This window comes from Stappia sediminis, from assembly GCF_009826895.1.
GTDB lineage: Bacteria > Pseudomonadota > Alphaproteobacteria > Rhizobiales > Stappiaceae > Hongsoonwoonella > Hongsoonwoonella sediminis.
On record NZ_WUMV01000003.1, the window covers coordinates 375,767 to 395,521 of the forward strand.

General features: G+C 62.8%; 12 protein-coding genes. 9 read left to right on the forward strand and 3 right to left on the reverse strand.

All coding sequences use genetic code 11. The annotated features are described in order from the left end of the window. Positions 1–15: 15 nt before the first annotated feature. The gene (locus tag GR183_RS08620; protein WP_160775201.1) at positions 16–2,025 is read right to left on the reverse strand and encodes an ethylmalonyl-CoA mutase; all 2,010 of its coding nucleotides are present in this window, start codon (positions 2,023–2,025) and stop codon (positions 16–18) included. A gap of 334 nt (positions 2,026–2,359) precedes the next feature. On the opposite strand from GR183_RS08620, the gene ccrA reads away from it, so the two are divergent. The 4 genes from ccrA (at position 2,360) to GR183_RS08640 (ending at position 9,090) form a co-directional block, all read left to right on the forward strand. Next, positions 2,360–3,661, forward strand: a complete 1,302-nt coding sequence (ccrA, locus tag GR183_RS08625; protein ID WP_160775781.1) for a crotonyl-CoA carboxylase/reductase — start codon at positions 2,360–2,362, stop codon at positions 3,659–3,661. A gap of 162 nt (positions 3,662–3,823) precedes the next feature. Then, on the forward strand, positions 3,824–6,484 hold the full coding sequence (locus GR183_RS08630; RefSeq protein ID WP_208999795.1) for a mechanosensitive ion channel domain-containing protein: 2,661 nt from the start codon (positions 3,824–3,826) through the stop codon (positions 6,482–6,484). Further along, positions 6,481–6,987, forward strand: a complete 507-nt coding sequence (locus GR183_RS08635; RefSeq protein ID WP_160775203.1) for a CAP domain-containing protein — start codon at positions 6,481–6,483, stop codon at positions 6,985–6,987. Before GR183_RS08630 ends, GR183_RS08635 begins: the two co-directional genes overlap by 4 nt. 459 nt (positions 6,988–7,446) lie before the next feature. Then, positions 7,447–9,090 carry an acyl-CoA synthetase gene (locus GR183_RS08640; protein WP_160775204.1) on the forward strand — a complete coding sequence of 548 codons (1,644 nt, stop codon included), beginning with the start codon at positions 7,447–7,449 and terminating at the stop codon, positions 9,088–9,090. Between the two features lie 5 nt (positions 9,091–9,095). Here the strand turns inward: GR183_RS08640 and GR183_RS08645 are convergent, their stop codons facing one another. Both GR183_RS08645 and GR183_RS08650 read right to left on the reverse strand, forming a co-directional pair. Continuing rightward, positions 9,096–10,211, reverse strand: a complete 1,116-nt coding sequence (locus GR183_RS08645) for a GNAT family N-acetyltransferase (RefSeq protein ID WP_160775205.1) — start codon at positions 10,209–10,211, stop codon at positions 9,096–9,098. Beyond that, a complete protein-coding gene (locus GR183_RS08650) occupies positions 10,211–11,620 on the reverse strand; it encodes a lipopolysaccharide biosynthesis protein (protein ID WP_160775206.1) in 1,410 nt (469 codons plus the stop codon). Before GR183_RS08650 ends, GR183_RS08645 begins: the two co-directional genes overlap by 1 nt. Before the next feature lie 238 nt (positions 11,621–11,858). Between GR183_RS08650 and GR183_RS21945 the strand changes: the two genes are divergently transcribed. The 5 genes from GR183_RS21945 to GR183_RS08670 all read left to right on the forward strand — a co-directional run bounded on the left by GR183_RS21945 (position 11,859) and on the right by GR183_RS08670 (position 19,749). Next, positions 11,859–12,743, forward strand: coding sequence for an ImuA family protein (locus GR183_RS21945; protein WP_244313653.1), 885 nt, complete (start codon positions 11,859–11,861; stop codon positions 12,741–12,743). Further along, the gene (locus GR183_RS08655) at positions 12,655–14,271 is read left to right on the forward strand and encodes a Y-family DNA polymerase (RefSeq protein WP_244313695.1); all 1,617 of its coding nucleotides are present in this window, start codon (positions 12,655–12,657) and stop codon (positions 14,269–14,271) included. The genes GR183_RS21945 and GR183_RS08655 overlap by 89 nt, the downstream gene beginning before the upstream one ends. Before the next feature lie 5 nt (positions 14,272–14,276). Further along, the gene (locus GR183_RS08660) at positions 14,277–17,606 is read left to right on the forward strand and encodes an error-prone DNA polymerase (RefSeq protein WP_160775208.1); all 3,330 of its coding nucleotides are present in this window, start codon (positions 14,277–14,279) and stop codon (positions 17,604–17,606) included. A 226-nt stretch (positions 17,607–17,832) separates the two neighbouring features. Continuing rightward, positions 17,833–19,053: an argininosuccinate synthase gene (locus GR183_RS08665; RefSeq protein ID WP_160775209.1), complete on the forward strand. Its 1,221-nt coding sequence runs from the start codon at positions 17,833–17,835 to the stop codon at positions 19,051–19,053. Positions 19,054–19,059: 6 nt separating this feature from the next. After that, entirely contained in the window at positions 19,060–19,749 is a 690-nt protein-coding gene (locus GR183_RS08670) for a hypothetical protein (RefSeq protein ID WP_160775210.1), read from the forward strand. Positions 19,750–19,755: the final 6 nt, after the last annotated feature.

Genomic DNA, 19,755 nt, shown 5'->3' on the forward strand with positions numbered 1-19,755 from the left:
GGCTGCCCGCGCTCGTCAAGCGGCCTGATCGAGGCGCCTTTCCACGATCTTCACGACATCCGCCATGATGTCGGTGAGCTGGAAGTCCTTGGGCGTGTAGACCGCCGCAACGCCCATTGCGCGTAGCGCCTGGGCGTCCTCATTCGGGATGATACCGCCGACGACGACGGGTACGTCGTCGAGACCGTTCGCCCGCATTCGCTCCATGACGTCTCGAACAAGGGCAAGGTGCGAGCCGGACAGGATCGAAAGACCGACGACGTGAACGCCTTCCTCAAGCGCGGCGTTGACGATCTGCGCAGGCGTCAGGCGGATGCCTTCGTAGACGACTTCCATTCCGCAGTCGCGCGCACGCACGGCGATCTGCTCCGCACCGTTCGAGTGACCGTCGAGGCCCGGCTTGCCGACAAGAAACTTGAAACGCCGTCCAAGCTTTGAGGAAACCGCTTCGACGGTTTCTCGAACCTCGAAGAGTTGTGCGCCATCGTCGCGGGCGGATTTTCCGACGCCTGTCGGCGCGCGGTATTCGCCGAAGACTTCGCGCAAGGTCGCCCCCCATTCGCCCGTGGTCGCACCCGCCCTGGCGGCGGCGATGGAGGCATCCATGATGTTGCGCCCTTCGGCCGCAGCCGATCGCAGCTCGGCGAGCGCGGATTTTACGGCATTTTCGTCGCGCGCCTCCCGCCAGGCCCTGATGGCGTTGACGGCTTCCTCCTCGACATGTTCGGGGACGGTCAGAATGCCGCCGTCCTCGCCGGTCGAAAGTGGTGAAGGCTCGCTTTCCGTCCAGCGGTTGACGCCGACGACCACCTGCTCGCCCGCTTCGATGCCGGCAAGGCGCAGGGCGTTCGATTCCACGAGCTTCTGCTTCATGTAGGAGGATTCCACGGCCGCAACGGCCCCGCCCATGGCTTCGATACGCTGAAGCTCCTCGCGGGCTTCTTCCTTCAGCGCCTCCACCTTCGCCTCGACTTCCCGGGAACCGTCGAAGATGTCCGCATAGTCCAGAAGATCCGTCTCATAGGCCACGATCTGCTGCATGCGGATCGACCATTGCTGGTCGAACGGACGTGGCAGGCCAAGCGCCTCGTTCCACGCCGGAAGCTGTACGGCGCGGGCACGCGCGTTCTTTGACAGAACAACGGCAAGCATCTCAAGCAGGATACGGTAGACGTTGTTTTCCGGCTGCTGTTCGGTCAATCCGAGCGAGTTTACCTGTACGCCGTAACGGAACCGGCGATATCGCTCGTCTTCCACACCGTAGCGGGTGCGGCAGATCTCGTCCCAAAGCTCCGTGAAGGCGCGCATCTTGCACATTTCGGTGATGAAGCGCATGCCGGCATTCACGAAGAAGGAGATACGCCCGACCGCCTTGGGGAAGTCCTCAAGGGCGATGGCACCCGAAGCCTTTACCTCATCGAGAATGGCGACCGCATTGGCTAACGCAAAGGAAAGTTCCTGAACCGGCGTCGCGCCCGCTTCCTGCAGATGGTAGGAGCACACGTTCATCGGGTTCCATTTCGGCATCTCGGAGTAGGTCCATGCGATCACATCCGTCGTCAGCCGCATGGAAGGTGCGGGCGGAAAGACGTAAGTGCCGCGCGAAAGATACTCCTTGATGATGTCGTTTTGCGTCGTTCCTGAAAGAAGCTTGCGGTTCGCTCCCTGCTCGTCGGCCACCGCCACATAAAGCGCGAGCAGCCAGGGCGCCGTCGCGTTGATCGTCATGGACGTGTTCATGCGCTCCAGCGGAATCTCGGAAAACAGCGCACGCATGTCCCCAAGATGGGCGATCGGAACGCCGACCTTGCCGACTTCCCCGCGCGAAAGCGGGTGATCGGGGTCGTATCCGGTCTGGGTAGGCAGGTCGAAAGCGACCGAAAGGCCCGTTTGTCCCTTGGCGAGATTGGAGCGGTAAAGCCGGTTCGATTCGGCGGCTGTCGAGTGGCCTGCATAGGTGCGGAAGATCCACGGCCTGTCGCGTTCATGGCGGTTTTCGCGGCTTCCATCGGTCTTCTCGCTCATTTTACGGCCTTTCTCCTCTCCCGCGGCGGCTGGCGTGGGGGCTTCCGTCAGACGCCTGAATCTTCTGCTGTTTTGCTGCAAGTGCGAAGGGAATTCGGCCTGCCGCACAGACAGATTTATATGCAATGCAAAAAACAGTCTTGGGTAATTGGGCAAGATAAGCAATAGTCTTATAGCGTGAGCGGGTATTCTCGCACGATAATTTCGCGATTGGGCGAAATCGGTGCCAGGCGAATGATGCATTGCAATATCGCCGGGTGCCGGACCTGCTCAGAGTGAACCGGCCGGAAAATGCGGCCGGAACCATAAAACGGACGGGAAAGGTAAAATGACGATGAGCCAAGCCGCTGAAGCCAACGACAATCGGCAGGCAGAAGTGGAGGCGCCGGTGAAAGACCTTTACGAAATCGGCGAGATTCCCCCTCTCGGGCACGTTCCGAAGAACATGTACGCCTGGTCGATCCGCCGTGAGCGGCACGGCCCCCCGGAAGAGGCCATGCAGCTGGAAGTCCTGCCCACCTGGGAACTCGACAGCAATGAAGTGCTCGTCCTCGTTATGGCAGCGGGCGTGAACTACAACGGCATATGGGCAGCACTTGGCGAACCGATCTCCGTGTTCGACGTTCACAAGCAGCCCTTCCATATCGCCGGTTCCGATGCTTCCGGCATCGTCTGGGCCGTGGGCTCCAAGGTGAAGCGCTGGAAGGTGGGCGACGAGGTCGTCATCCATTGCAACCAGGACGATGGCGACGATGAGGAATGCAACGGCGGCGACCCGATGTTCTCGCCGACCCAGCGCATCTGGGGCTATGAAACGCCGGACGGCTCGTTCGCCCAGTTCGCCCGCGTCCAGTCGCAGCAGCTCATGCCGCGCCCGCGGCATCTGACGTGGGAGGAAAGCGCCTGCTACACGCTGACCCTTGCCACGGCCTACCGCATGCTCTTCGGGCATCAGCCGCACCAGCTGCGTCCGGGGCAGAACGTGCTCGTCTGGGGCGCGTCGGGCGGCCTGGGCGTATTCGGCGTCCAGCTTGCTGCCGCGGCGGGTGCAAACGCGATCGGCATCATTTCCGAGGAAGACAAGCGCGACTATGTGCTTTCGCTGGGCGCCAAGGGGGTGATCAACCGAAAGGATTTCAACTGCTGGGGCCAGCTTCCAAAGGTCAATTCGCCCGAATACGCGGAATGGCTGAAGGAAGCGCGTCGTTTCGGCAAGGCGATCTGGGACATCACCGGCAAGGGCAACGACGTTGACATGGTGTTCGAACATCCGGGCGAGGTGACCTTCCCCGTTTCCACGCTCGTCGTGAAACGCGGCGGCATGGTCGTCTTCTGTGCCGGCACGACCGGATTCAACCTTACGTTCGATGCGCGCTACGTATGGATGCGGCAAAAGCGCATCCAGGGGTCTCATTTCGCGCATCTCAAACAGGCGTCGGAAGCCAATAACGCCGTGATCGACCGGCGTATCGACCCGTGCATGTCCGAGGTTTTTCCTTGGGAGCAGATCCCCAAGGCGCACACCAAGATGTGGAAGAACCAGCATGCGCCGGGCAACATGGCCGTACTGGTGAGCGCGCCAACCACGGGACTGCGCACGTTCGATGACGTTCTGGAGGCCTCCAGGCGTTCCTGACCGTATGCAAAGCGGGTCATTCCGCTATATTCTGCAGCCTGAACATCGGCCTTTTCTCAAGGCCGGTGTTTTTTTTGCCGGATTGGTCGTTATCATCCGCACCCGGGATTTTGATGGAAAGCCCGAGAGCAGCGGTGACGTTTTGAAATTGCGTATGGTTTCATGATGATAGGCAGACGCTGGAGCGCGACACGAAACAAGCTGGCCCTGTGCCTGATCGGCGCATGCATCGTGCTTGTTTTCTCGCTGGCGGGCGCAAGGGCACAATCTTCGGAAGGATTCGGCACGCTTCGCCCGGACGGAACGATCGAGCGCCAGAAAACCGTCATTCCTTCGCTTGAGCAGCCTCGGGCAGGCTCCCCATCCGGTTCCAGGCCCGCCGCGCCGCAGAATCAGGGTCCGCGCACGCGTGGGAGCGCGAATACCAACGGCCTCGATTTGAATACATTGCTCAGCGGATCGTCATTGATCGACGAAAAAGCCGCGGAGACGGTCAATCGCCGCATCACCGGATGGGAAACCCGGCTCAATTCCATCGAGCTTGCGCTGCAACGCAGCGATGTCTCCTTCCGCGTCCTTTCAGATCTTCAGCAGCGCGTACTCGATATATCGGACGAAACCCGCAGCCTCGCCGCGCGGTTGCGCCCGTTCGTCGACTCGGTCGAACGGCGGCTTGCCGAACTTGCCTTGCCGGAAGACGGCGCGGAGGAAGCCAAAGCGCTGACTGAGCAGCGACAGCAGCTCAACCGGGCGCGGTCCGTCCTGACCGCCTTCATGAAGCAATCGCAGGTGCTGGAGATACAGGCGAACGATCTGCTCAACCGCATCGGCGCCAAACGGCGCACGCTTCTCGAGCGGTTTCTTTTCGTGCCGACCAAATCTCTCTTCGATCCAAACCTCTGGAAAGCCGCTGTATCGGAACTTCCGGAAGTGGGAACCGGCCTGACACTGCTTTTCCAGGATTGGGTCAAGCTGATTTCGGCTCGCGCGGGCCCTGTTGTCGCAATCCTCACGGTTATCATACTCGTGGTGGCTGTAATTTTCCTTTGGCCTATCCAGCGACGGCTTTTGCGGTTGGGAAACAGGCCGGAATCCATCACGGCCCCTCAGGATCACCGCCGGGCCGTCGCTGCCCTTGCGATTACCGCGCTTGCCACCGCTTTGCCGCTTATCCTTGGCCTGGCCGTATACTTCGGCCTCAACGCTTTCAACCTGTCGCCGGATCGTGTCGACAAGATCGTCCGTTCCACGTTCGTCGCGATTGTCGTCTACGCCTATGTGCATGGCCTGGTGCGCGCGCTTTTTGCGCCGAGCCTGCCGGCGTGGCGGCTCGTGCAGGTCGATGATACGGCGGCGCGTGATCTGTCCTTGCTGACATTCGGGGCCGGGGCGATGGCGGCCCTGACAATCCTCGTTTCAGGCGTGCTGGACGTCGTCTCGGCGGAAAGCGAGATAAAGCTTCTGGTAAGCGGTGTATTCTCGATCGTGATTTCGCTGCTGATCATGCGCGCCTTGCGTGTTGTCGCCAGGGATTTCGGCAATGGAACCGACCATGCGGAATTGCAGTCGAGTGTCGGATATGTCTGGCGCTGGCTTGTTCCCGTTTTCTGGATAGCCGCGCTCGCCGCGCTTTTTGCGCCGGTCATCGGCTACGTCTGGCTCGGCTGGTATGTTGCGGTCCAGATAATCTGGATACTCATTGTCCTGGGTACGCTGCATCTTCTTTTGCTGGTGACCGATTCGACGATTTCCGCCGGTTTTACCGCGTCCTCGAAGGTTGGACGCATGCTGAGTGAATCACTCGCGCTTCAGGGCAACCGGATCGAGCAGATCGGCGTCATTCTCAGCGGGTTGGGCCGACTTATCCTGATCGTGATTGCACTATTCGCGATCGGTGCGCCCTGGGGGTTCAGTTCCGGCGACTTCATCGGAACGATTCGCAGGATCGTCTACGGCCTTCAGATCGGCTCGGTCACGCTTTCGCTTTCCGCCGTTTTCAGCGCGATCGTGCTGCTCGCCTTCATCGTCACGATGACGAGAGCGCTGCAAAGGTGGCTGGAAAACAGCTTCCTGCCTCGCACGCGTCTCGATGTCGGGTTGAAGAGCTCGATTTCGACCAGCTTTGGCTACGTCGGTTATATCGTGGCGATCCTGATGGCCCTTTCCGCCGCCGGGATCAATCTGCAGAACATCGCGCTCGTCGCGGGCGCCCTGTCGGTGGGTGTCGGTCTCGGTCTGCAGGGGATCGTTAACAATTTCGTCTCTGGCCTTATTCTTCTCGCCGAACGGCCGATCAAGGTCGGTGACTGGGTCGTGGTCGGCACGGACCAGGGATATGTGCGCAAGATCAACGTCAGGGCGACGGAAATCGAGACGTTCGAGCGCTCAACCGTGATGATCCCGAATTCGAACCTGATTTCCGGCGTGGTGAAGAACTGGATGCACGGCAATGCCATGGGGCGCGTTTCGGTGCCTGTCGGCGTTTCCTACGACAGCAACCCCGAACAGGTTCAGGAAATCCTCCTGGCTTGCGCGCGCGATCACAATCTCGTCCTTGCTTTTCCCGCGCCCGTGGTCTTCTTCATGAACTTTGGCGAAAGCTCCCTCGACTTCGAGCTGCGCTGCTATCTGGGCAACATCGACTACGCATTGACCGTCAGCTCCGACCTTCGTTTCGAAATCTTCAAACGTTTGCGCGAAGAAGGTATCGAGATTCCGTTCCCGCAGCGGGATCTGCACCTGCGCGACATGGACCGGCTGGAATCCATGATGACCCCTCACCGGGCGAGCAAACCGCCCGCACCTGGAAACGATCCTGCATGACACATCCTTTTCTGCGAGCTTGCCTGCTCGGCCTTTCGCTGGTCCTTGCCGCCTGCGCCGGCCCCACCGGACCGACGCCGCCCTTTTATGAAGATCTCGCCTCGCCAACGGCGACGATCGACGCCAACGCCGCCGCGCGGATGATCTCCAACTACCGAACGAACAACGGGCTTTCACCGGTCACGATCGATCCCGCCCTGCAGCGCGTCGCCAAGGCGCAAGCCGAAGCCATGGCGAATGCGAATGACGTAAAGGCCTCGCTCCAACCGGGCAACCGGCTGTCGGAGCGTTTGATCCGCCAAGGTGTGGGCGAAGTCCATGCGGTGGAAAACGTAAGTGCGGGATACCGGACGCTGGCGGAAGCATTCTCCGGCTGGCGCGAATCGCCGAAGCACAACGCCGTCATGCTGGATGAAAAGTCGACCCGCATGGGCATTGCCACAGCCTATGTGCCGGGCTCCAAGTACAAGGTTTTCTGGTCGCTGGTTCTCGCAGCGCCGTGACCGCCGATATCCTAGTGATCCGATTTCGACATTTGCCTCCCATTGCGGCATTCGTCCGAGCAAATGCCGAAATCATAAGGATCACTAGGGTCAGGACCTATTAAATTGAGGAAAATGGTATGAGCCAATTTGGTTGGATACGAGGAGCAAAAACGCAGGAAACCGTCTGGTTTTCAAGGCTTTTCGACAAAGTAGCCGGCCAAATCGGCCATATCTGTACAGACACCGAAACGGCTTCGACCTGCCTTGTCGAAGCGCTTGGCCGGGTAGTCAACCCGCCCCGCGCCCTTCTCCTAGCATCTCTTTGCCGTTTCAGGTGCCATTTCCGTCAATTTAATAGGTCCTGACCCTAGCGACTTTATGTTTGTAGTGGAGCTTTTGAATTTGACATTTGAGCATGAGCTTGGCCGCGACCGAAACTCAAATGTCGAATTCGCTCCACTAGCCGGGACGTGACGCATGCTGCCGGACGCAGACACATACGACGACCTGAAGAGCCGCTTCCGCTGGCGTCTTGGACGGCACTACAATATCGCGGAAGACGTCTGCGACCGGTGGGCGAGGGCAGAGCCGGAGCGCGATGCAATCCTGCATCGCCATCAGGACGGCGGAATCGAGAAATACTCGTATGGACGGCTCATGCGATGCTCCAACCGGCTGGCGAATGCGCTGAAGGCGCATGGCGTTGCGCGGGGCGACCGCGTCGCGCTCTTGTTGCCCCAGATGCCGGAAACCGCGATCTCCCACCTTGCGATCTACAAGCTCGCCGGGGTCGCCGTTCCCCTTGCGGCGCTGTTCGGCGTCGAGGCCCTGCGCTACCGGCTCGCCAATTCGGGCGCCAAGGCGATCCTGACCGACCGGGCAGGCCTCGCCAAGCTTGCTGAAATTCGCGAAGACTTGCCGGATCTGAGGCTGATCGTATCCACCGACGGGCCGGAGGACGGCGCCGTCGGCTTCAAGGGGCTGATCGACGGCGGATCGGAACGTTTCGAGGTGGAAGATACGCTCGCCGACGATCCGGCGATGATGATCTACACTTCCGGTACGACGGGGCCGCCGAAGGGCGCGCTTCACGGACATCGCGTTCTGCCCGGACATTTGCCGGGCATCCAGATGGCGCATGAATTCATGCCGCGCGAGAAAGACCTCTTCTGGACGCCGGCGGACTGGGCCTGGGCGGGCGGCCTTTTGAACGCCCTCCTGCCGGCGCTTCACTTCGGCGTGCCGATCGTTTCCTACCGGTTCGACAAGTTCGATCCGGAAAAGGCGTTTGCCCTGATGGCCGAACTGGGCGTTCGAAACGCCTTCATTCCGCCGACCGCGCTGAAGATCCTCAGAACCGTCAAGGACCCGCTTGAGAAATTCGAGTTGAGCTTGCGCACGATCGGCTCCGCCGGGGAGGCTTTGGGGCGGGAAACTTTCGACTGGGCGAAATCCTGCCTGAAGCTTTCGGTCAACGAATTCTACGGTCAGACCGAATGCAACGCCGTGCTGGCCTCCTGCTCGGCATTGGGCGTAACCCGGGCGGGCGCCATCGGCAGGCCGGTGCCCGGCCACGAGGTTTCGATCGTGGATGCCTCGGGGCGGGAACTCGCAGACGGCGAACTTGGCCAGATCGCGATCCGCAGGCCCGATCCGGTCATGTTCCTGGAATATTGGGGCCGGCCGGATGCGACGCGCGAGAAGTTCGCCGACGATTTCCTGCTGACTGGCGATCAGGGCTATCGCGACGAGGACGGCTATTTCCATTTCGTCGGCCGTGACGACGATGTCATCACTTCCGCGGGCTACCGCATCGGGCCGGGCGAGATCGAGGATTGCCTGATTTCCCATCCCGCCGTTGCCCTGGCCGCGGCCGTCGGCAAGCCTGACCCCGTGCGCACGGAAATCGTCAAGGCCTATATCGTGCCTAAGGACGGTGTATTCCCTTCGCCGGAACTTGAGGACGAAATCCGTGGGTTCGTGCGAAACCGGCTTTCGGCGCACGAGTATCCGCGCGAGATCGCCTTCGTCGATACGATGCCGATGACGACGACCGGCAAGGTGATCCGCCGTGTCCTGCGCGACCGGGCGCGGATCGAGGCGGGTACCGACGAGGAGTAACGCCGCTATCGCTTGAGGATCGATTTCGCTTTCCGTTTCAGCGCTTTGGTAGCGGCAATGTCGCGGCGTAGAAGCTTCGCGCGAAACGTTGCGAATAAGCCTTTGCGGATCACGGTCGTCGAATAGGGGATCTTGCCGCGCCAAAGGGGCTCGATCATCGGATGTCCGGGAATGGCGAGCGAATCGGCCTCCTCGATTCCTGGCGATGCGAGGTTGGTTCGCATGGACGACCGGGCAAGCTGGGCGCCCGGCGAATAGCGTGCGAACGCTTCGTCGAACGCGACCTTCCAGGCGAAGATGCGCGAGAGCGAACGCACGAGCACGAGCATGGCGATGGCATCGCCCGCGTGAAAAAGCGCATCGATACGGATGTTTCCGTTTCGCGCGGTCCTTTCCACGAATTCGCGGGCAAAGCGTGCCCGTTCCGGCGTTGCACCGAGCGCTGTACCTTGCCGCCCCTTCCATCCGCTTGCCTCAAGATTGAGGAATTGCTCGAATGCGGTTGCAACGGCCTGTGGGCTCTCGATGCTTTCAAAACGCGTCTCGGCAAGGTCCGACAAGCGGCGGAACTGGCGGTCGAGCTCCTTTCGGCGGGTCTTGGCAATCCCTTTTGCCTGGGCTTCTCCCTCCTCACCCGTGGCATGCCCGGCGCGGTTTTCCGTTTCGAAATCTTCCACGCTCCATCCGCCTGCAATTGCGGCCTTCCTCAGCAGGTCGGCGGCGGTATCGTCGGACCTCAGATAGGGAAACGCCAGAAGGCCGGTCTTTTCCGAGCCGGAGATGCCCTCAAGCCAGTGCGCCAGCGCATCCTGCGGGCACTCGGGAGAAATGAGTGGCGTGCCGAGCGGCCCGTAGTCGCCCGCTTCCGCACCCATAACGGGGGAAACAAGCCCGAAACGCTTGCGCGTAAAGGGGGCGGCGGCCAGGAATGCGCCGTCCGAATTCCGTCGCAGGACATGGAGCCGAACCGGCCCTTGGGTCATGGTCGCGAGATAGGGCAACAGGAAGTCGGGCCCGAAAAAGGGGTTTGGAGCGATAGCGCTGTCAGCGAGTGCAGTCCAGGCGGCGCGATGATGCGCGGCTTTGCCCGGATCGAGAACAAGCGCTTCGAACGCACCCATCACCTCGCCTCCCTCGGCGGTGGGCGGTGGAATGCGAAAGTGTGAAGCTCAAGCCGCGCGCGCGCTTGATGGTAGAGGGCGGCAGCCTCGAAAACCATTGCGGCGGCGGTGGCGATACCCGCTCCCATGATGCCGAAACGCGGGATCAGGAGAATGTTGAGGGCCACATTGACGGCGAAGGTGGTGGCATAGACTGCGGCGCAGCGTTTCTGCTGATCGGCCATTGTGAGAAGCGCATCGACCGGACCGACCGAGGCGCGCGCCATGACACCCACCATGAGGACTGCGAGCACCGGGTAACCTGCCTCGAAACCGGGCCCGAAGAGAGCAAGCAGTAACGGACCGGCGATGAGAAGGGCGATGCCGAGCGCGAGCGTTGGCCAGAAGGTCCAGCGCGCGGTGTCGGCGACGAGGGCGGCCAACCCCTCGCGGTCGTTGGAATGGTAGAGGCGCGAGTAACGGTGGGCGGTTGCCGAACGCACGGCGAAATAGACGAAATGGGCGAGCGCAAGCGTCTTGGATGCCGCGAAATATACCGCGGCTTCGTCGGGCGGGCGCCAGAAGCTGACCATGACCACATCGGCGCTGGTAATGAGCTGAAAGAAGCCTTCCACCAGCAGGATGGGCAGGGAAATGGCGAGCCAGCCGCGAAAGGGATAGCTGGGCTTTGCCGTGGTGGTCACGCCTTTCAGGCCACGCTGTAGCACGAACATCTGGACGACCGCCACGCCCCATGTCGCGGCAATGGCGACGAGACAGGCGGTCTTGGCCGTCGCCGGCGCGCCAAGGACGACGGCCGCCAGCATGCCGGCGAGGATCGCCAGCGGGCGCCAGATGAAGGTTGGCAGGATGGCGGTCAGCATCCAGTCGTTGGCGCGCGCGATCCCGTCCTGGATGCTGCCAAAAGTGAAGAGCGGCAGGCAGATGGCGGCCAGATAAAGCGGCAGCACGTAATACGAGGTGACGAAATCGCCGAACAGCCAGACGCCGAGGCAGCCGAGTCCGGCGATGAGGCTTGCGGAGGCGAGACCGAACAGGCGGCTGCCCTTCAGGAGGCCGTTCAGCGCGGCGTGGTTGCCCCGCTCTCGGTATTCGGGAATGAGGCGCACGACCGAAGAGGAGAATCCGAGCGGCGAAATGATCCCGAAGATGACGACGAGGGTCCAGACGACGACGAATATGCCGTATTCGTGCCCGCCCATCAGGCGGGCGAGGACCATCTGCGAGATATAGGCAAGCAGGGCGCCTGCCACGCGGATGGCGAAGACGACGAGCGCCTGGCGCTGGGCGCCGTCCCTGTCTTCCGTGCCGTTGAGGATCGTTTCCAGGCGCGCGAGATGGGGCCGCGTCCGCTCAAGCGCGAACGAGGGCAGGATGCGTTCAGCCCATGCGACGGGAGAGACGCGCAACAATATCCCCTTTGTCTGCCTCACCTTCCATGGTGGGAGTTTCCGCAGGGTAGCCGGGAGGGATTAAATTTCCGTACTTTTTGCGATGGCCTGCTTCTGCCGCTGCGTTCACATCTACTTGAGGTCTCATCGCCGGGTATCGTCACCCGAAACGAACCGGATGACGGCGCAGGAAAATGGCCGCTTGACTCTCGCGGCAAATGTCGGAATCAATAAGAACATAACAGGAACAAAAAGTATGGCGATTGCCGTGGACATGCCAATCCCGGAACGGACGGATATTGCCGGACTGCGCCGCCGTATCGCGGCGATCGAGGGTCGCCCCGCCCTCGATGCGCAGTTCGCGCCGGCCCCTGCCGACGCCGCAACGACGCGGGGGCCGGCCCGTCTTCTGACCGGAGTTGACGGTTTCGACCGTCTGTTCGCGCAGCCGGGACTCAGCTGCGGAACGTTGCATGAGGTAACGGCAGCCGAGACCCGGGCGGCAGGTGCGCTTTCCGGCTTCGCGGCGGGACTTTTGAGCCTGCTGTCGCGGGAGCGGGAGGGCGATCTTCTTTGGGTCGCCGATCCGCAGGTGATGCGTGAGGCCGGCATGCCTTTTGCCGCGGGTTTTGCCGAATTCGGCCTGGACCCGGCCCGGGTCCTGCTGGTGACGCCAAGGCGGATCGAGGATGCGCTCTGGGCGCTGGAGGAAGGGGCGAGGTCGCGGGCGATCTTCGCCGTTGCCGGAGAGCTTCATGGCGCACCGAAAGCGCTCGACCTCACGGCGACGCGCCGGCTTTCGCTGAAGGCGCAGTCGAGCGGCACGACGGTGTTCCTGCTGCGCCACGCGGGCCTTGAGGAGCCGACGGCGGCGACGACCCGCCTGCATGTTTCGCCACGCCCCCGCCCCCGCGTGGCGGGTGTGGGCCGCGTGAGGCTGGTCTCCCGGCCGGGCTGGCATCTGCGGCTTGAGAAGAACCGGGACGGGCGGCCCGGCGAGGTGGAGTTGGAGTGGGATCATGCGCGCCGCAGCTTCGTCACGCCAGCGGATATTGAGCCTCTGGTTTCCGACACTCCCGACCGACCGGCTGGAGCGCCGGCAGGCGGGCAGGTCGTGGCATTCGCCAGAGCGCTTTCGTGACAAGAAATCGGCCGACGCCGAGGCGTTTCCACGCGCGATCTCCAGCCGTGTCCGCAATGCCGAACGCATTTATGCCCTGAACGCGGCCGCCATGAAGCTCGGCCTCAGGAAGGGGGAGGCGCTGGCAGATGCGCGTGCGCGCATTCCCGCGCTCGCCGTAGAGGAGGCTGACGAAGCTGCGGATGCCTGCCTTCTCGCCGCCCTTGCCGACTGGTGCGACCGTTACACGCCGCTCGTTGCGCTCGACGGGACGGACGGGCTTTTGCTCGACATCACCGGCTGCGCGCATCTTTTCGCAAAAGGCGGCGAAGACGGCGAAGCGCGGCTCGCCGACGACTGCGTATCGCGCCTTGGCGCCCAGGGCTTTTCGGTGCGCGCAGGCATCGCCGATACGGCCGGTGCCGCCTGGGCAGTTGCCCATTTCCCCGCAAAGAGGGAAGGCATTCCCGTGACGATCGTCCCACCGGGCGGCGCTCGCGAGGCGATAACCCTCCTGCCGCTTGCCGCGTTGCGTCTGGAGGAGGCTGTCTCGGCCCGGCTGGAGCGGGTCGGGCTGAAGAGCGTGGAAGACGTTCTCGACCGCCCGCGCGCGCCGCTTGCCGCGCGCTTCGGCACCGGCCTCATTCGCCGTCTCGACCAGGCGCTGGGGTTCGAGGACGAGCCGATCTCCCCGCGTCTGGCCAGCCCTGCGCTTGTCGCCGAGCGTCGTTTCTTCGAGCCCGTCTCGCGAACCGACGATGTGAAGGGCGTCATCTTCTCCCTCGCCCGGCAACTGGCGGGCGCGCTGGAGCGGCGCGGCGAGGGCGGGCGGGCTTTCGAGCTTGCGCTTTTTCGTGTCGACGGGGTGGTGAGCCGCGCCATGGTGGGGACCAGCCGTCCGTTGCGTGCCCCTGAGCGCGTGCTTTCGCTTTTCAGCGAAAAGCTCGGCAACCTTGGCGACGAGCTTGATGCCGGCTTCGGCTTCGATCTTATCCGTCTTGGCGTGATCGAGGCGCAGCGTGAGAACCCGGCCCAAGCCGATATGACGGGCGGTGCGACCCTTGAAGATGACCTTTCCGATCTCGTCGACAGGCTGGGGGCGAGGCTGGGCCTTGCGCGCGTCGCCCGTTTCCTGCCTTGCGACCGACACCTGCCCGAAGCGCGCCAGGCGCTCGTGCCCGCCGCGACGGTGCGCGACGACGTGCTCGTATGGTCCGGTGAGGCGCCCGGGGGCGAGGAGGCACCGCTTATCCGCCCTTTGAGGCTCATCGATCCGCCGGAGCCGGTCGAGGCGATCGCCATGGTGCCGGAAGGTCCTCCCTTGAGGTTTCGCTGGCGCAAGGCGCTTTACGAGGTCGCGGCATCGGAGGGGCCGGAGCGCATCGCCCCGCCGTGGTGGCCGGGCGGGCATGGCGGGAACAGCCTCCTCACGCGGGACTATTTCCGTGTCGAGGATAGGGCGGGGCGGCACTTCTGGCTCTATCGCGAGGGGCTTTACGAACGGGAAACGGAGGTGCCGCGCTGGTATCTGCAGGGGCTTTTCGGGTGAGCGCCATGGCTTATGCGGAACTTTGCGCGGCGACGAATTTCTCCTTCCTGCGCGGGGCATCGCACCCGGAGGAACTCGTTTCGCGTGCCGCCGAACTCGGACTTACCGGGTTCGGCGTTTGCGACCGTAATTCGCTTGCCGGCGTGGTGCGTGCGCATATGGCGGCGAAGGAGGCGGGCCTTGCCTTCGTCGTCGGCTGCAGGCTGTCCTTCCTCGATGAAACGCCCGATATCCTCGCCTGGCCGCGCGACCGCGAGGCCTACGGGCGCCTGACCCGGCTCCTGACCGTCGGTAATCGCCGAGCGCCCAAGGGCGAGTGCCATCTTTCGCTCGACGATCTCCTTGCCTGGGGCGAGGGGGTGGTCCTTGCTCCGCTTCCGGGCCGGCAGGAAGACGCGAGGCTGCCGGTCCTGCTCGCACGGTTGACGGAGCGCTTCGGCAAGGCCGTGCGGCTTGCGGTCCATCTCGGCTACGGGCCTCTCGATCAAAGGCGGCTTGCGCGTCTTGAGAAAGTCGCCGGGGAAGCCCGCGTGCCGCTCATGGCGACCAACGACGTGCTCTATCACACGCCCGAGAGGCGGCCTCTGCAGGACGTGATCACCTGCATTCGCCTGCATGAAACGCTGGAAAGTGCGGGGCGAAAACTTCAGGCGAATGCCGAACGCCACCTGAAGGGCGAAGAGGAGATGTTGCGCCTCTTCCGCGAGGCGCCGCGCGCGGTTGCCGAGACCATGCGGGTCATGCGGGAGATCGATTTTTCCCTCGACGAACTCAGATACGAATACCCGGATGAATCCTGGGGCGGGCGGATCGACCCGCAGGTCGAGCTTGAGCGTCTTGCACGCGAAGGCGCGAAACGCCGTTATCCGGATGGCGTGCCGGAAAAGGTTTCGCGCGCCATCGATCACGAACTCGGGCTCGTCGCCGAGCTTGAATACGCGCCCTATTTCCTGACCGTTCATGACATCGTCGGCTTCGCCCGCTCGCGCGGCATCCTCTGCCAGGGGCGCGGTTCGGCGGCGAATTCGGTCGTCTGCTTCTGTCTCGGCATCACCGAAGTCGATCCCGAGCGCGCCGACCTGCTTTTCGAGCGCTTCATCTCGCCGGAGCGGCGCGAACCGCCGGATATCGACGTCGATTTCGAGCATGAGCGGCGCGAAGAGGTGATCCAGTACATCTACGGGAAATACGGGCGCGAGCGCGCGGGCCTCGCCGCCACCGTGATCACCTATCGCTCGCGCTCCGCCGTGCGCGAGGTCGGCAAGGTGTTCGGCCTGAGCGAGGATGTGCTCTCGCGCATTTCCGGCACGATCTGGGGCTGGTCGTCCGGCGGCGTCGCGGAAAGGGAACTGAAGGAGGCCGGTCTCGACCCGGCCGATTCACGCCTTGCCCGTGTGGCGAGGCTCTCGAAGGAAATCATCGGCTTCCCCAGGCATCTTTCGCAGCACGTCGGCGGCTTCGTCATCACGCGCGGGCGGCTTGATGAGGTCGTGCCGGTGATGAACGCTGCGATGGACGATCGCACCAACATCGAATGGGACAAGGACGACCTGGAATCGCTCGGCATGCTGAAGATCGACGTGCTTGCGCTCGGCATGCTGACGGCGATCAGGAAAGCGCTCGATCTCCTGCGGGATCACTACGACGAGGATTACTCCGTTGCCACGATCCCGCCGGAGGAACCGGAGGTCTACGACATGTTGTGCCGGGCCGATTCCGTCGGCGTCTTCCAGGTGGAAAGCCGGGCGCAGATGACCATGCTGCCGCGTTTGCGGCCCCGCGATTTCTACGACCTCGTCATCGAGGTGGCGATCGTGCGGCCCGGTCCGATCCAGGGCGACATGGTGCACCCCTATCTGCGTCGGCGGCAGGGGCTGGAAAAAGTCACCTACCCGAAAAAGGAACTGGAAGAGGTTCTCGGCAAGACCAAGGGTGTGCCGCTTTTCCAGGAGCAGGCGATGAAGATCGCCATCGTCGCGGCGGGCTTCACGCCGGGTGAGGCCGACCGCCTGCGCCGGGCGATGGCGACCTTCAAGCGGGTCGGCACCATCGGCACTTTCCAGACGAAAATGATCGAAGGCATGACCGCCAACGGCTACGAACGCGATTTTGCCGAGCGTTGCTTCCGCCAGATCGAAGGCTTCGGCGAATACGGCTTTCCCGAAAGTCATGCGGCAAGCTTCGCGCTGCTCGTCTATGCCTCCGCCTGGATCAAGGCGCGCTATCCGGATGTCTTCCTCGCCGGGCTTTTGAACGCGCAGCCGCTCGGCTTCTATGCCCCGGCACAGCTTGTCCGCGATGCCCGCGAGCATGGCGTGGAGGTGCGCGACGTCGATATCAACCTGTCGGACTGGGATGCGACGCTTGAGCCGGGTGTGCGTGCGGCCGGGCGGCTGCATCCCGTTCACGCCGAAATGCGCGGCACGGTGAAAAGCGACAAGGCGGTGCGCCTCGGCTTCCGGCAGGTGAAGGGGGTCGGCCAGGAGGATATGCGCCGCCTCGTCGAAAATCGCGGGCACGGCTACGATTCGGTGCGCGACCTCTGGCTGCGCTCGAATCTGCCGCGATCCGTGATCGAGCGGCTGGCGGAAGCTGACGCCTTCCGCTCTCTCGGACTCGATCGGCGGGCGGCCCTTTGGGCGGCGCAGGGGCTTGAGGATGGTGGAACCCTGCAGCGCCTGCCGCTGTTCGACAAGGCGGAGCTTGGCGACTTGCGCAAGGAGCCCGATGCCGATCTGCCGCCCATGCCCCCGGGCGAGCATGTCGTCGCCGACTACCGTACGCTGACGCTGTCCCTGAAGGCGCATCCGGCATCTTTCGTCCGCCCGAAACTGGATGCCATGCGGGTTCTGCGCTGCGAAGGGCTGAGAACCATGCGCAACAATCACTGGACCAGCGTTGCCGGCCTGGTGCTGGTGCGCCAGCGCCCGGGCACGGCAAGCGGCGTCATCTTCATGACCATCGAGGACGAGACGGGGATAGCCAATGTCGTCGTCTGGCCGAAGGTGTTCGAGCGGTTTCGCGCCGTCGTTCTCGGCGCGCGGTTCGTAAAAGTTTCCGGCAAGGTGCAGTCCGACCAGGGCGTGATCCATGTAATCGCCAACCGGCTGGAGGATGCGACGCCCCTGCTTTCGGCCCTTTCGGAAGATGCGCTTTGCGATGAAAGCCTTGCCCGGGCCGATGAGGTGAAGCACCCCGTTCCCGAGCAGCGCCACAAGGTGCGGCCTGCCGCAACGCTCGTAAAACTCATGCAGGAAGTGCCGGAAATCGCGGCCGACGTGGAAGGATTGCGCGGAACGCGCGCAGCCATGCCCAAGGGGCGCAACTTCCATTAGAGCATGTCCCCCAAAAGTGGGAACCGGTTTTGGGACAAGGACATGCGAACTATCAAATAGATGGAGCGCGTCCGGTGAGTCCGATCAAACAAGACGCGCTCTAAACGCCACGCGTGGCCGATTTCGCCGAACTGCGCACTTGCGTTGCCGCCACGTCCCGCTAGATTGCGCCGAATTCCGAAAATGAAGGTCGAAGACCTAAACGCACGCGATCGGACGAAGGCAAATGGCGCAAGGTGACATCAAGAAGGTCGTGCTCGCCTACTCGGGCGGCCTCGACACCTCCATCATTCTCAAGTGGCTGCAGACGGAATACGGTTGCGAGGTCGTGACCTTCACCGCCGATCTCGGCCAGGGCGAGGAACTGGAGCCCGCCCGCAAGAAGGCGGAGATGCTCGGCATCAAGGAAATCTACATCGACGATCTGCGCGAAGAATTCATTCGCGATTTCGTCTTCCCGATGTTCCGCGCCAATGCCGTCTACGAAGGCGTTTACCTGCTTGGCACCTCCATCGCCCGCCCGCTGATTTCAAAGCGGCTGATCGAGATCGCGCATGAAACGGGCGCCGATGCGATAGCCCACGGCGCGACGGGCAAGGGCAACGACCAGGTGCGCTTCGAGCTCTCGGCCTATGCGCTCGACCCGGACATCAAGGTAATCGCGCCCTGGCGCGACTGGACATTCAAGTCGCGCACCGACCTGATAGACTTCGCCGAGAAGTACCAGATCCCGGTGCCGAAGGATAAACGCGGCGAAGCGCCGTTCTCCGTCGACGCCAACATGCTGCATTCCTCGTCCGAGGGCAAAGTGCTCGAAGATCCGTGGGAAGAGCCCCCGCATTACGTCTTCCAGCGCACGATCGACCCGATGGAAGCGCCCGATAAGCCGACGGAAATCACCATCGGTTTTGAAAGGGGCGATGCGGTTTCGCTCAACGGCGAGAAATTGTCCCCGGCAACGCTCTTCGCGAAGCTCAACGATTATGGCCGCGACAATGGCATCGGCCGGCTCGACCTCGTCGAGAACCGTTTCGTCGGCATGAAGTCGCGCGGCATTTACGAAACGCCCGGCGGCACCATTCTGCTCGATGCGCATCGCGCCATGGAATCGATCACGCTCGACCGGGGGGCCGCACACCTCAAGGACGAGCTGATGCCGCGCTACGCGGAGCTCATCTACAACGGCTTCTGGTTCTCGCCGGAACGCGAAATGCTGCAGGCGGCCATCGACAAGAGCCAGGAAAAGGTGACCGGCGAAGTGCGCCTGAAGCTCTACAAGGGCAATGTCATCGTGGTCGGCCGCCAGTCGCCCTATTCGCTCTATTCGGAAGAACTGGTCACCTTCGAAGACGACCACGGCGCCTACGACCAGAAGGACGCCGCAGGCTTCATTCGCCTGAACGCCCTGCGCCTGCGCACGCTCGCCAAGCGCGACAAGCGCGGCTGAGGCGTCATGGATATCGTGCGGGCGACGGCACTTTCGAAAGCCCTTGCCCGCGCGGGCTTCCTCGGGCTCGGCGGGTTTCACCCGCAGCCTGAAGATGGCGTGCCGGATGCGGCATCAGTAAGCCCGGCGCGAACCCTGCTTGTGATCGGCAGCGCCGGGCCTGCGCTCTTCCAGCTTTTCGAAAAATCGCCTGAAGCTGCCGATGGCTTGTCCGATCCTCTCGACCGGTATACCGCAAGGGTTTTGCGCAAGGTCTCGGAGGACTTCGGCTTCCGCGTCGTTTTCCCTTTCGACGGCCCGCCGTGGCATCCGTTCCAGCAATGGGCGATGAAGGCCGGCGGCTTCTCGCCCTCGCCGATGGGCGTTCTGGCGCATGAGACCTATGGTCCCTGGGCGGGCTTTCGCGCCGCGTTCCTGTCGCCGGAGGTTTTCGGGACATTCGAGTTGAACGGAAAGCCCGGCCCTTGCGAAACATGCGAGGATAAGCCTTGTCTTTCCGCCTGTCCTGCCGGCGCGCTATCGGTAGAAACGGGTTACGACGTTCCCCGTTGCCGGGATCATCTTGCCAAAAAACCTGAAGCCGATTGCTTTTCCGGTTGCCTGGCCCGGCGCGCCTGCCCGTACGGGCGGGAGTTCCTTCAATCGCCGGGCCAGGCGAAGTTTCACATGATCGCCTTTTTGAATGGGATCGTTTGATCTGCG

What these genes read in the sequence shown, in the direction of transcription:
- GR183_RS08620 (WP_160775201.1), bottom strand. Translation starts at nt 2,025, where the DNA reads ATGAGCGAGAAGACCGATGGAAGCCGCGAAAACCGCCATGAACGCGAC.
- ccrA (WP_160775781.1), top strand. Translation starts at nt 2,360, where the DNA reads ATGAGCCAAGCCGCTGAAGCCAACGACAATCGGCAGGCAGAAGTGGAG.
- GR183_RS08630 (WP_208999795.1), top strand. Translation starts at nt 3,824, where the DNA reads ATGATGATAGGCAGACGCTGGAGCGCGACACGAAACAAGCTGGCCCTG.
- GR183_RS08635 (WP_160775203.1), top strand. Translation starts at nt 6,481, where the DNA reads ATGACACATCCTTTTCTGCGAGCTTGCCTGCTCGGCCTTTCGCTGGTC.
- GR183_RS08640 (WP_160775204.1), top strand. Translation starts at nt 7,447, where the DNA reads ATGCTGCCGGACGCAGACACATACGACGACCTGAAGAGCCGCTTCCGC.
- GR183_RS08645 (WP_160775205.1), bottom strand. Translation starts at nt 10,211, where the DNA reads ATGGGTGCGTTCGAAGCGCTTGTTCTCGATCCGGGCAAAGCCGCGCAT.
- GR183_RS21945 (WP_244313653.1), top strand. Translation starts at nt 11,859, where the DNA reads ATGGCGATTGCCGTGGACATGCCAATCCCGGAACGGACGGATATTGCC.
- GR183_RS08660 (WP_160775208.1), top strand. Translation starts at nt 14,277, where the DNA reads ATGGCTTATGCGGAACTTTGCGCGGCGACGAATTTCTCCTTCCTGCGC.
- GR183_RS08665 (WP_160775209.1), top strand. Translation starts at nt 17,833, where the DNA reads ATGGCGCAAGGTGACATCAAGAAGGTCGTGCTCGCCTACTCGGGCGGC.
- GR183_RS08670 (WP_160775210.1), top strand. Translation starts at nt 19,060, where the DNA reads ATGGATATCGTGCGGGCGACGGCACTTTCGAAAGCCCTTGCCCGCGCG.